This is a genomic window from Acetobacter sp. UBA5411 (assembly GCF_002409645.1).
GTDB lineage: Bacteria > Pseudomonadota > Alphaproteobacteria > Acetobacterales > Acetobacteraceae > Acetobacter.
In genome coordinates this window covers 31327-44150 of record NZ_DHNR01000024.1, presented here as the reverse complement: position 1 = coordinate 44150, position 12824 = coordinate 31327, and the positions used below count along the sequence as shown (strand labels likewise).

11 protein-coding genes are annotated in these 12824 nt (G+C 53.2%); 5 read left to right on the top strand and 6 right to left on the bottom strand.

Annotated features, from left to right (window positions below; translation table 11 throughout):
• Positions 1-221: 221 nt before the first annotated feature.
• Positions 222-1916 carry a hypothetical protein gene (locus B3759_RS07615; RefSeq protein WP_291365207.1) on the bottom strand — a complete coding sequence of 565 codons (1695 nt, stop codon included), beginning with the start codon at positions 1914-1916 and terminating at the stop codon, positions 222-224.
• Positions 1917-1973: 57 nt separating this feature from the next.
• Entirely contained in the window at positions 1974-3062 is a 1089-nt protein-coding gene (locus B3759_RS07610; protein ID WP_291365205.1) for a dsDNA nuclease domain-containing protein, read from the bottom strand.
• 347 nt (positions 3063-3409) lie between these two features.
• Here B3759_RS07610 and B3759_RS07605 point away from each other — a divergent pair, with 347 nt between their 5' ends.
• Positions 3410-4159, top strand: a complete 750-nt coding sequence (locus B3759_RS07605; RefSeq protein ID WP_291365203.1) for a 3D domain-containing protein — start codon at positions 3410-3412, stop codon at positions 4157-4159.
• A 387-nt stretch (positions 4160-4546) separates the two neighbouring features.
• On the opposite strand, the gene B3759_RS07600 is transcribed toward B3759_RS07605, so the two are convergent.
• Both B3759_RS07600 and B3759_RS07595 read right to left on the bottom strand, forming a co-directional pair.
• Entirely contained in the window at positions 4547-5143 is a 597-nt protein-coding gene (locus B3759_RS07600; RefSeq protein WP_291365201.1) for an RBBP9/YdeN family alpha/beta hydrolase, read from the bottom strand.
• 410 nt (positions 5144-5553) lie between these two features.
• The gene (locus tag B3759_RS07595) at positions 5554-6162 is read right to left on the bottom strand and encodes a recombinase family protein (protein ID WP_291365199.1); all 609 of its coding nucleotides are present in this window, start codon (positions 6160-6162) and stop codon (positions 5554-5556) included.
• A 216-nt stretch (positions 6163-6378) separates the two neighbouring features.
• Between B3759_RS07595 and B3759_RS07590 the strand changes: the two genes are divergently transcribed.
• From B3759_RS07590 to B3759_RS07575, 4 genes are all read left to right on the top strand, one after another.
• Positions 6379-6804: a hypothetical protein gene (locus tag B3759_RS07590; RefSeq protein WP_291365198.1), complete on the top strand. Its 426-nt coding sequence runs from the start codon at positions 6379-6381 to the stop codon at positions 6802-6804.
• A 24-nt stretch (positions 6805-6828) separates the two neighbouring features.
• A complete protein-coding gene (locus tag B3759_RS07585) occupies positions 6829-7302 on the top strand; it encodes a hypothetical protein (RefSeq protein WP_291365197.1) in 474 nt (157 codons plus the stop codon).
• 13 nt (positions 7303-7315) lie between these two features.
• Positions 7316-8821 (top strand): tyrosine-type recombinase/integrase, encoded by a 1506-nt coding sequence (locus B3759_RS07580; protein ID WP_291365195.1) that lies wholly within the window; start codon positions 7316-7318, stop codon positions 8819-8821.
• Positions 8822-9339: 518 nt separating this feature from the next.
• Complete coding sequence (locus B3759_RS07575; protein ID WP_349679294.1) at positions 9340-10356, top strand: replication protein RepA; 1017 nt, start codon at positions 9340-9342, stop codon at positions 10354-10356.
• Here B3759_RS07575 and repB read toward each other — a convergent pair.
• The gene (gene repB, locus B3759_RS07570; protein ID WP_291365193.1) at positions 10350-11360 is read right to left on the bottom strand and encodes a plasmid partitioning protein RepB; all 1011 of its coding nucleotides are present in this window, start codon (positions 11358-11360) and stop codon (positions 10350-10352) included. The genes B3759_RS07575 and repB overlap by 7 nt on opposite strands.
• A 53-nt stretch (positions 11361-11413) precedes the next feature.
• On the bottom strand, positions 11414-12616 hold the full coding sequence (gene repA, locus B3759_RS07565) for a plasmid partitioning protein RepA (RefSeq protein WP_291365191.1): 1203 nt from the start codon (positions 12614-12616) through the stop codon (positions 11414-11416).
• Between the last annotated feature and the right edge of the window lie 208 nt (positions 12617-12824).

Genomic DNA, 12824 nt, shown 5'->3' with positions numbered 1-12824 from the left:
CTTTTTCAACAGAATTGCCCTCAAACTGGACGTTCAATCGCAGTCGATACTGCACCATTAGCGGACATATTTTCTCGATCGACAGTCCAGTTTGTCGCATCTATCAACAGACGACAAAACGGTCGCTCCCCGCTGAGGGTGGTGAGCGAGAAAATTGCGAGAGCTACTCTAGATAGCTTCTGAATCTATTTATAGCCGCGCGTAATTGGAACGTAACTGCGTTATTCTGCAGCCAGTATCTTTTGGAAGAATGGGTCGAAGATGTTCTTAACCCGATCAAATTCGTTTTCACGAAGAATTTGGCGCTTGGCTTCGCCATAAGTGGCGATGGCGACCCCTTCGAATTTAAGCCCTGAAGCGTCCTCGGTAGCAACGATGGTCTGCACGTCGTCGGGAACGTGATCGAAAATGAACTTCAACATCTGAGGAAGGTGAACTTTGTCCTGACCTTGCTGGTTCGGGGAGTCAATCACGACAGGGAATCTGATGCTCGTCGTGAATTTAATCTTCGTGTAAAGAAACGCATAATAGTATGCCAATAAAGCCCGCGGTCCCTCGCTTCCTCGCGCAACGTTGATGGAAACGATTGACTGCTTTTCCGGTGCGTCGAGATGGACGTCCAGTTCCTGCGAATACATCGACAGTCGGGAGCGATAAAATTTCATGATCTCTGTGGTGCGCGTTCTCTCGGTGAACTTACTCATCGAAGCGCGCAGAAGCTCGGTTTTATTTCTGGAACCTTCCGCCGCCACAATCTTCTCGTTCAGCGATACCCGGAGAAGCTTGGCGGCTTCGGTTTTGCCGGTCGCGACGAGCACGTCATTGAGGGACAGCGACTGTTTTTCCGTTTCGAGAATCTTTTGGACGCGTGTCAGGCTTGCACTGATCTCGTCAAGCTTTCCTCGCTCGGCCAGTTCCTTTTCGGTAAGTCTTCCCAGTTTATACTTCGCCTCAGTCAGCGCCTTCGACAAGACGCCCTCATCCTCGATCAAGGCGAACCTTTCGGTAAGGGAGTTCTGGTACTCGTACCCGCAGGTGGGGCACTCAACCTGATGTGGTAACGAGGACGCGAGGTCGAACTCACCTCGCATTTCGTTCAGAGTATTCCTCAGGAGAGCCACTTCGGCCCTGACAAGATGAGATTCCTCATGAAGGTCGGATATCGTCCGACGATGTCTCGCCTGCAGCACAAGAAGACTCTCACTTTCCGCAACAAGATCATCGCACTCGCTGGCAAATTCCTGCAAGTCGTAGATTGGGGTCGTGCCTTCGATCTCTTCAATCTGGGTCATCGCCTGGCGAAGCGTGTCGACAGCAGTCTCCAAGCTGGAAAGGACGATCTTCTCCTTCGTAAGTTCGGCCTTGGCGGCATAGTAGCCATCCGGCCGTATGCCTGAATGATAATCCGCAAGCGTGCGCGCACTTTCTGGCAGGTAGAAGTCCTGGCGGAAGGAGACCCAAGTATTGTCCCAGCTTCCATCTTGATCAATGTAGAACGGTGCGAACAGATACGCGGGCGGCGGCGTTAATGTTTCCCCATCCTTGTCCACCATCTCCAGCTTGAAGCCGAAGAACTCGGCAAGCTTTGGCCCCCAATCCTTGACCAGTCGCAGCCCCCAGAACTGTCTGTTGCCCTTGTCATCGAAGAGCGAAAGCACTCCATGGGCCTTTACCGAAAACCAGATCGCACCCGCGAACTCAAATTCGAGGCAACTCGATACGTTGGCTTTCTTCCAGCGGTCGTCAATCTTGTTCGGCGTCGCTCCTAAAGTCTCGTACAAGCTCTTCATTATAACTGACTTTCCAAAGCCGTTTGCGCCTTGAATCAACAGTTTTTGTGAACGCAATGGTACGTGCAACGCTCTCTTTTCGACTTGCGACAACAGGTAGAGATTTTTGAATTTTACCGTTGGCATTGCTACTCTCACTGAGTTTTCGAAGGACTCGCCGCAGTCTCATCGTGTTGTCGTCTGTCATGTCATGGCTTCCATCAATTCAACGATCATCGCGGACTGGAGATCGTAGGGCTCTGATGTGGGCTCAACGAGGCCGTGGGCTCTCAAGGCTACGGCCGCCTCCTTTACGCTCTCGATCGTGCTCACTGCAGTCTTATCGATTGAGCCGCGGATCGCTTCGCTCAGATTGGTGGCTGCCCTGTTTCCAACGCGCCGGGCATCAACATACGCTATGCACATGTTCTTAATACGCTGGATTTGTATCGCTTTCATTCCATCGGCAGCAAATTCGTCTTTCACGCTAGACCACCATTCGACAAGATTTTTCCGCCTGCTCTGAACCCGTACGATCAGGCGGTTGATCGCTTCCCGGTCCAAAGCAACACGCTTACGCAATTCTTCGACAGTCGCCGACTTGGTCTTGTTGCCGGTACATTCACCCGCGGCAGCAAGGAGAGTCGTATAGAAAGGGCTGGAGACGGCTACAAAATCCGGATCGAGTTCTTCTAGCATCGTTACGATCCTGCCAAGCACCGTGGCGCGATAGCTTTCCAGATCGAATGGAACACGCTCGAAAGTTAGAAGCGTCGCGAGCCTCTTGTCGAAACCGCTAGGGAAATCCTCCTCTAGCGACTTCATTATTGTTTTCTGATCAGCGGAGCAGAGATCGGCGATCGAAAGCTCGCCATCGTGGAGACCAGATTGGGTGGCCGTAGCCAAGGTTGCGTTCAGTGGTCGGTTCGACAATATTGATGCTCGGCGAATTTCTGGGCCGAACTGTGCAATATTATAGTAGGCCTTGCCGATAATGGATTTCGGCAGTTCACCCTTCGGGCTTCGCCTAGCGAGTCTCTTGGCGGTCCAAGTCAGTTCGCTACTCGATTTCACTTGGTAGAATGAAAGCTCTGAGTTCTCACCTTCTCCAACAAAAACGACGAGATCGTCGTGATGATCGAACAGGGCGACGAATTCCTTGCCTTGCTTGAAGATGTCGAGGACCAGCGCTATCGACACGTTCACCTGAAAGTCAAAGGCTCTGAACGCGGATGGGCCGGCGGTTTCGCGCGGCTGTTTCGATGCTACCGTCTTTAACGTGGGCTTTGGCAATGACTCTCGTTCCAGAAAGGTTTGAAAGTTTTACCAACGTAATACAAAAAATCGAAGTGAGGCTATAGCCAGCAGCGTCGGCTCACTGGTGGCATTAGTTGTAAGACACACCAGGTCTCGGTGAAATGTGCTCTTTCAAGATAAAGGCAAGTGCCTAGCCATGACCAAATGAGGGCGCTTCGCAATCGAAACATGACGACTTCGGGAGCAGTCCGTCTGCTAAGGAGAGGCCGAAGCGAGAAACGGACGCTCGCTACCGGGCATCTTCTAGCAGCTTTCGGCCCGTTGCAGACGATCGCCTGATCCTGTTATAGTTCGTAAGGGTCCTCAGAGGTTAGGATCGCTAAATGCGTCCTCTAGAGCGTTATCTGACTTTTGCATTTATTGCAGGCATCCTGTTGCCCGCTTGCGTCAGAGCTGACGATTTCAACAACTTGCCATTCAAAACGACAGAGAAGGCCTTACGGCTATATGCCACGCGCTATTACGTGCATTATGTCGAGAGCTCCACGGCAGCAGATGCCGCGCCACTTCTGCGACGTGACGGTTCGCTGATTGGCATCAGCATCCCGAAATCCCAGTTCTGCTTCGGTGCTCTCCAAGGCACCATCGCCGTCCACGATCGAACCAAGAGCGCGATCTACAACGCCGATGGCTTGGCGCCGCGCCGGTCCGCAACCTGTTTCTTCGCCGCGCTTTGCCCGTCTGTCAACGATGCCTTGAGCTTGCAGGCTTGGGCTGGAGTAAGCGGCAACGGCATTTTTGGGCTGGGCGTAAAAGGGTTTCGTCTTGTGCCTTTTCGCACGGTGGCCGTTGATCCTACCAAAATCCCGATTGGGACGGTGTTATATATCCCGCGCCTCGCAGGCTTTGCCTTTGACGACAAGGGTACGAGACGGAAGCACGATGGCTACGTTATCGCCGGTGACGTCGGAGGTGGCATCAAAGGCAATCACATCGATCTCTTCACAGGAAGCTACACGGGAGCCCCGCCCGCGTTCGTCACCTCAAGCCCCACCGGCGTTTTTGATGCCTACGTTGTTACCGATGCGACGATCGTCGAGAAACTCACGTCCGACGCCAAATACCGTCCTTAGCCCTCGAAGTCTCCTCTTGGTCCGACTCCTCCAACCACGCTCGACCGGGAAGGAAGCTTTCGTGGCATGGCTCGGCCCATCGAACTCACGATCAGCCGGTGTCCTCTTCGGAGGCCCAACTCGAGCGGATTAAGTGACCGCTCCGAAACGCACAGCGGCTGTCACACGCAGCTGACTGAACGGCAGGATACATAGTTGGGACGCTCCAAAGCGGACAGGCCGAATCCCCCCCCGATCTGCCTGTCTGCTCAGCGATACAGGAGCAGACAGGCAGCAGTCGCCTACATCTCAGACATGGAATGTTCGAAAAAACGCTTCACATATCAGACAAATTATGGAAAGAAGAACCATGAATAGGCACGAAATCACCTCATCCGTTTCCCGCTCTTAAGGCTTTTGGCGTAGATTCAGAATCTCTTTTCTTTTCTGGAGTGCTTGGAGTAACGCGGGCAATTGGGTAAATCCCTCCCTGTCGAGGAAATGCCCTCCTGACGGAATTTCAATTTCTTCTGTGTCGAGAGACACTGCCAGATCGCGTGATACCTTTGGATCCACAATAGAATCATTGTCTGAGAAGATTGAAACGCGAAACGGGAACCGGCTGCGCAGTGCGTCGTAATCCAGTGTTTCTTCAGTAAATGAACTCAAAGCAGGTAAAGTAGACAGCGTTCTGTCAAAGCCAGAAACGAGAACATAGCCAGGAATTTTTTCTGTATCGGGACACGACATAAGATAGCGGAGTAGCGTCACACACCCAAGACTATGTCCTATGAGCGTGACGTTACCCTTTAGAGGCGAGACCGTTGCGTTTACGGTTGCCAGCCACTCATCCAATCTGGGTTCGAACGGAGAAGGCATGGCCGGAACGGTGACGGTTGCACCTGCCTTTTCCAGTTCTGTTGCCAGCCATGGAAACCAGTTCGCCTGAGGGTTTGCCGTATATCCGTGGATTATTACGTATTGTTCGGCAGGCTCCTGCGTCATTTACTTGCTCCCACGCTGTTCATCTCAATTAGGTTTAAATCTTCGGACTTCTTCTGGCTGCGTCTCATGTAAGCACACGATTTTTCACTTTTTCATGATTTTCCAAAAGTCCATGAACATGCTGATACGCGGCCTCAATCTCGGAAGGAATTTCAACATGCGGGATGAAACCTCGTCCACAGGGGCCATAACCGTTCTCATCATCTCGCAACCGGGGAATTTCTCCCAGTTGTGAACGTACAAGATGTTTGCAAGACGGCGACAGTGTATCCCATATTGACGATAAGCCTTGATGAGCTCATCCGATGGATCTGTTACTCTTGCGTTGTAACGCTGACCTCCAATTGTCCGGAAAGTCTCGCTGTAATTCTTAATACCATGCGGACGCGGACCTATCGTTCGGTTGTCAGTCATTTCTTTGCAGTCCTCATGTTTCTGGCACGCCTGTAAATAGCTTGCCGCGTCACCCCATAATCGTCCGCTACATCTGCGGCTCTCTCTCCGGCCTGTATCCGTTTTATGGCCTCTAAAACCTGTGCATCCGATACAACCTCTTTCCGTCCGCCGGTCTTGCCTCTGGCTCGTGCCGCTGCCAAGCCGTTGACTGTTCGCTCAACGATCAACTCGCGCTCCCACTGAGCCATCGCGGCGATGATTGCGAAAATCAGTCGCCCCGTCGCGGTTCTCGTATCGAGGTCCATTGAAAGAACCTTCAAATCAACACCTTTGTCGTGCAGGGCTTTGACTGTCTGCACCACTTCAACTAGGTCTCTGCCCAAGCGGTCTATCGCAGTAACCACGAGAACATCACCGCCGCGCAATTCCTTCCAGCAGTTTATCCAACCGGGACGCTGCATGTTCTTCCCGCTGGCCTTGTCCTCAAAAATTGCTGCCGGTTCGACGCCATATTTTACTAGCTGGTCGATCTGACTGCGATTGTTCTGGTCATTGGTGCTGACGCGGACGTATCCAATTAACGCGCGCTGTCCAGCCTCCTGCGGACAATCGGACAATTTCAAAACCCTGTTTTGTGTGAGATTTGTTTATAACCCATGTCGGAATTAATTGTCAACTTACTTGACAGATGATCAGGTGTAAACTATGATGACAACTAATCGGCAGAGGGAGAGTTTCTTCCGAATGCCAACGCCAAATAACACTGACATCCAAACCCCGGAGATTTGTTATGAAGAAGATTCTAATTTTGATGTTTTCGGCAGCTATACCATCAGCGTATGCAGTCTTCCGCTGATACTCAAATACAGAAGAAAATGATGCAAAATTACCTGAAATATATCGTCTGCACGATCGCAACTGGCGTCCTTATAACCTGGGGTATCCATGCTTTTGAAGGGCACGCTGTTCCGATGCCACAAGCTAGCGCTTCTCCTCCTTCGGGCGGATGTGGGGTAATAACGAAAGCATGGATCGAACAAAAAGGAGGAGGAGGCAGTTTTTTGAACCGTGCTCCAATGTATAGCGAATACCATTTAGCTGTTCGATATAAGAGTGGAGGGCCAGATACTTTCCTCGTTGATGAAAATGAGTTTGGCGCCTTTAAGGAGGGAGACCCGATCACTGTCTCTTGGGCTAAACGAAAATGGGCCATGGGTGAGGAAGGTGAATACTGGGCCCCAACTAGGAAATACGGCTGCGACTGACACCCAACTCCCGGAGAGTTTGCCTTGCAGAAGATTTCAGCACTTCTGGCTTTTGCCGTTTTTGTCGTGTGTCCAGCACATGCGACCGAACCGGTGACCTCTCTCACCGTGAGGGACCATCAAATCACAGTGCGCACAGTTGGTCAGACAGATCACGTAATTGCAGTGGACGGATCAGTCCTGACGCATGACACCAACAATGAGCGCGTTGGACTTCTCGGCCCTTACACAGGACAGGGACATGCCTATGTGCTGCTCGCAGAGAGCGCAGGCGGTAATGCCTGCGAGATGCAATTTCAGGCAGTCGATCTCACCACCTCGCCAGCCCGCCTTAGTCCAGTGTTTGGAGACTGCAGTCCCGATGTGCATGCCAGGGTAAGCCGGGGCACGTTGCACGCCACGACCGGTGACTACACGGGGCGTCCAAGTGTTGGGTCGCCGAAGACCAGCGGTGAAACCGTCGTTTTCGGGGATGGCAAGTTCACCCCTGCCCGCTAAACAATAACGGGCAATGCTTGACGCTCTCCACCTGACCGGATCCTGGCCCGTTCTTCTCCCGCGTGTTCTCGAACAGGTGGATCGCCTCACCCGGCAACGCCTGGGTGAAGCTGACGCTTCAACTGAAGTATTGCGACCCATCCTCTCGACCGCCTGTTTCTCCCCTCCCCTCCCCGTGTTCATTGCCGGCAACTCGCTTCCCGATGGGGACTTCCTACCAGACACTGAACTCCCCCAAAGCGCGGAACATGCCGCCGTTGCCCGCACGATGGTCGAAACCGCCCTCCCCTACCTTCCTGTTGGTTTCCGGCTTGAGCTGGTGCTGGAACTTGATCGCCAACGGCTGGCGTTCGTCGCGGCCGTGGTTCCGGTTGACCGTGGCAAGCCAATGTCCGCGCAGGCTGAGAGAGAAGGTCCGGACGTGATTTCCGTCCCTGCTCCTATCGGACAGGCTCCAGCCAATGTGGCGCGCTGGTTCGCCGCCCTGTCCGAAGTGGAGATCCCCGAACACGACGGGCGACTGAAGACATCGCAGGCGGCCGTTGGTGCCTTCGTGCAGCTTGGCAAGGCCGCCAATACCCGTCGCGCCTATCGCTCGGCCATCGCAGGCTGGTGTGCGTGGGCGGGAGGTCATGGGCTTTCCGCCCTCCCCGCCCACAGCGAAGACGTGGCGACCTATCTCGCGGATCTCGCATTGCGGGGACGGAAGCCGGCCACGATCGAACTGCATCGCGCGGCGCTGCGTTATCTCCATCACATCGCCCATCTTCCTATTCCGACTACACACGCGCTCGTCTCCGAGACGCTGGCGGGCATTCATCGCGCCCCAAGGAAAACACTGCCGCGTCAGGTAAAGGGTCTGACCTGGGAGATGATCTGCGAGGTTGTCGATGCGATCCCGATGACCTCGCTGGTGGACGCCCGTGACCGCGCCATTCTGCTGATCGGTTATGGCGGCGCCTTGCGCCGATCCGAACTGGCCGCGATCCAGCTTGAATACGTCACGCTCGACGACGACTGCATGCGGATCACCCTCCCCCGGTCTAAAGGCGACAAGAAGCATCACGGTACCACGATCATCATTCCGCGCGGGATCACCCGGCATTGTCCGGTGCGCGCCTGGGAGACGTGGCTGCGGCAGTCAAAGCTGACGCCGAAAAAAAAGACCAAGGGAGCTAAGGCCGACAGCGAGAACACGAACACGGCGGCCTTCCCGCGGATCTGGGCACCGGCGGCTACGAAGGACAACAAGCCGCCCCCTGCCCCGAAAATCGGCACGGAGAGCCTCTCGGACTGGTCAGTCGCCAAGATCATCAAACAGCGTTGCCATGCGGCCGGGATCGAGGGTGACTTCAGTGGCCACAGTCTACGCCGTGGTGCCATCACAACCGGCGCGCAGGACGGCTTCGACCTCACGTCGCTCAAGCGCTTCTCGCGGCACCGCGATTACCGCGTGTTGGAAGCCTACATCGAAGAGGATCAGGCGCTCACGAAGCATCCAGGGAAGACCCGGTTCTGATTGCCGAGTGATCCGCCCCGCATTTGTGTTCATTGCCGACGCGAGACACCTGTGTTTTTTGCTGACGACCCAAGTGACCTGTTGATGGCCGACAGAGACTCGAGTCTGATTCTTCAATTAAGAAAGTCTTAACGCCGTGAAAAGGGAGTTTTGTGTTCTCTGCTGACGTTTATTTCGATAGAGTTTTCCCAGTGTTTTTTGCCGACGGATGCAACCGACCGCTTCAGCGCAGGCAGTTATCCACATAGCGAGATGTGTTCGTTGCCGACACCGAAAATTGGAGCCAAAAAAAAATATCTACATTTCAATGCACTAGGTTTTTATCCACGTGTTGATTGCCGACGAAACAATATTACTTACAATACTTCCTAAATTGTTCTTGCGTCAGCAAACAACACTCCGACGCCAGCAGTGCGTCAGGGACGAACACATCATCCGCGCCGTCAGCAAGAAACACATCGACAGGCTCACAAGACCGTGCATTTTCTCATCACCTTGGAATAGCTTGGATAACCAGTGTGAAAGACCGAGCCCCGGAGCAGGATGATCTCTTTGAAAATCTCCACGGGCTCGTAGAGACCCACGGAGCAAATGAAGCTCTGACATTCGCCCAATCATATGCAGCTAATCGCCCCTCACCACGCCCCCCGTCCCTCCTCGACGTAGTCGCCGGGCGTTCGGGCCGTAAAGTGATAGATGCCGTATCCTCATCTCTCGTAAGGGAAGCGGAAGGTGGCGGCGAGGTCGGATATACGTACACCGCATGGTGTCTTGCTGGTCTCCCACATAAAGATCGCGACCCTGGCGAGGACTGGCTAATAAAGACGGATTACGCACAGCTCCTAGTACGGCCAGGGGTGCGCCTTCGAGATGATGACGTAAGAGAAGACCTGTCAGTACCCTCTGGTGCAATCGCTCGACTGCTCCTGATTGATTGGCAGTCCGAAGCACTCGAGAATCGCAGTAGAGAAATATATCTTGGCAAAAGTCCCGCCGCGCTACTCAAAAAGCTTGGCTTGAGCCGTGGCGGTCCAATTTCCAGGAAGCTCTTGGAACAGATTGAACGGCTCGCGACCTGCACAATCGACTTCAAGTTTGGAAATGACCAAGCGGGCGTGGTCGTAAATGAACGGTTGGTAGAAAGCTTCCGCTATGTAGGCGAGGTCGATCCCCGCACTAAGCGGACTACGCGGATGATCGAACAAATTACACTTTCTGAGGCGTTTTATAATGAGTTGCGTCGTCATCCAGTGTTAATCGACCGCGCGGCTATTAAAGATATCCAGACATCGCCACGAGCGATTGACGCTTATCTCTGGCTGGCATTTCGCTTGCACGCTCTGCGTGACGAAACGCCTGTTTCTTGGGCGGCGTTATGGAAGCAGTTCGGTCGCGAGTTCAAACTGTTGCGCCAATTCAAAGCAGAATTTCAAGAACCTCTTGCGTTAGCCTTGGCTGCCTACAGAGCCGCAAAAGTAAAAGTCACGGAGAGGGGAGTGGTCCTATCACCCTCCCCTCCACCTGTAGATCACTGAGTATTCTTTCTGACCTTCGAGAAATCCTTGTACAGCTGTGGGATCTTCTCCAATAAGAAGGAGACAAACTCAGGCGATTTCTCACTCCGAATGTCGATGCGACCTTTTCGGTCGCCAGATTCGGCCTTCACAATCAAATCCTTGTCAGGCGATTGCCAAGATAACGGCTCGCGGTTCGCTCCCGTGACAGATGAGGCTTTCGGTCCGACCACTGCTTTGTAGGCCGCCATAAAGCGCTTTTCATCGTCCGCGTTGTGCTCAGCTGTTTCACGAATAAACTTTAGGCAGCGTTTCTGCCCACCCGGAGATTTTAATGCGTCAGCGAAGTCCAACCATCGCTTTCTCCCGATACTCGGGCAACGCCCCAAATAGGCTACAATTTCGTCATCGAGTTCTCTCGCGACACTGATGAGTCGAGAAAGTTCAGTCTTATCTATTCCTAAAGCGGCCATGGCAACGTCACGACCATAACCTAGCGTCTCGAGCTTTTTTGCGAAAAGAGCACGCTCTAAGAAAGAAAGATCTGTGCGCTCGCTGTTCTCTTGGCCTTGAGCGATTAATAGGTCTGCATCGCTCAGTTCCTTGACTATCGCTTTGACGGTGATGCCAAGCTCTAAACAAGCCTTCAATCTTCGATGACCGAAAGCGACCTGATAGCGTCCTGATGTTACAGGGTTCGGACGGACCAGAATCGGCGACAGTTGACCACGATCTGCGATGGCGTCTCTCAACGACAAGAATGTATCGTCTGGAGCATCAAGACGGTCAGGTAGAAACGAAGGGTCCACAGTCCCTGGATCAAGCTCAATCACATGGGCTCCGTCCCGAAGTTTCTCCTCAAGCTTTTCGGCTTCGTTCGCCTTAGCTTTGAGGTCTCCAAGGCTGCGAGCAACAGACCCGAGCGCACCGCTTCGGCTAAACGTACCTGACGGTTTTACTTCGTTTGGGCGATTGGCGTCGGTTTGGGTCGATAGTAATTTTCCGAGCGTGTGGTTACGGGCCATGTTCTAAATCCTCATGTATTTCAAAAGTGCTGTTGACAGGTGTCAACAGCGGGCTAGCCGTCCCTTCCCCACGCACGAAATATGAGTTCTCGTATCTCGTTATTAACTGCGTTGACGGATTCCAAAGCGCGGTCATAAGTCGATCCGGTAAATTGCTTTCTCTCGATTTCAAAAAGGGACTGTTTTGTAATCGCCGCATCTGAAATGGCCGTAGTCTTGAGCATCGGATGCGTCAGGACGTGGTCGCCAAATAACGAGCGCATAAACGCTGCCATCTGCGTCTGCGGGCCATCGGACGGCTCGAATCGTGTAAGAAGGTAGCGGACCCAGCTGTAAGACACGTTGGCACCCGCGTTGCGTAAATGAGTCATCACGTCGCTCATCATCATGAGAAACTGACACATCGACATAACGTCCAACATCTGCGGGTGAACAGTAATAAGAAGACCTGTCGCAGCACAGACTGCAGACATTGTAAGATACCCGAGTTGTGGAGGACAGTCGATCACAACAACATCGTAGTCATCTTCCACCTCTTGTAGCGCTTCGTCTACACGCGAGAAAAATACTGCGCCAGCCTGGTCTGAGGACGCCAAAAGCTTCGGCGTTTCATATTCGAACTCCATCAGTTCGATATTGCCCGGCACGATATCCAAGCCGGGAAAATTTGTGTGGCGAACGATATCTGAGAGCGGACGTCGCTCGTTGTCATATCGTATCGCACCATAGAGTGTTTCGTTGGTATGGACGTCAAACTCAGGTTGGAAACCATGGAGCGCTGACAGGCTGGCCTGCGGGTCCAGATCAATCGCGAGAACGCGCAGACCGTCAAGAGCTAGTCCCTGGGCAAGATGGGCTGCCGATGTTGTCTTTCCGCTGCCACCCTTGAAGTTTACAACAGCGACTACCTGAAGACCTTCATTTTCATTGCGCGTTGGCAAGTAGTTCCGGCCGTTCCGGGTGTTCGATGCGAGGAAGCGCCTTAGTTCCCAGATTTGCTCAGCTGAATAGCTGCGACGGCCTCCCTTCCCCACATGAGGGCTTGGTCCTTTCCCCTCTAATGCGAGGTTGCGGAGATAGGCAGGGGTCACCCCGATAAGCTTGGCTACCTCCCCGATTTGAAATTGTCTCAAACCCTTTCGCGCATTTGGAGGAAACAGCTCCATGCGATGTGCCTGTAGTTGAGTGGAAAGCATTTCTGCCTGTTCAGAAAGTAGGACGTCCATGCCCTCTTCAAGCGGCGTCGTTAGGTCCATCGGTAAATTCCTGATGTGCGCTCGAAACCACCACATGCGGTAGATGGCGCGAAAAAATACTATAACCGCATTTACGGATCGAGTTGACAGGTGTCAACCGAACTCTTGGGGCTCAGGGACAAAACGGATTTTGGTGCGACCGGCGAGTTGACACCTGTCAACATTCGACAAGGACAGAATGACGGAAGGACAGAAGGACAGAAGGACA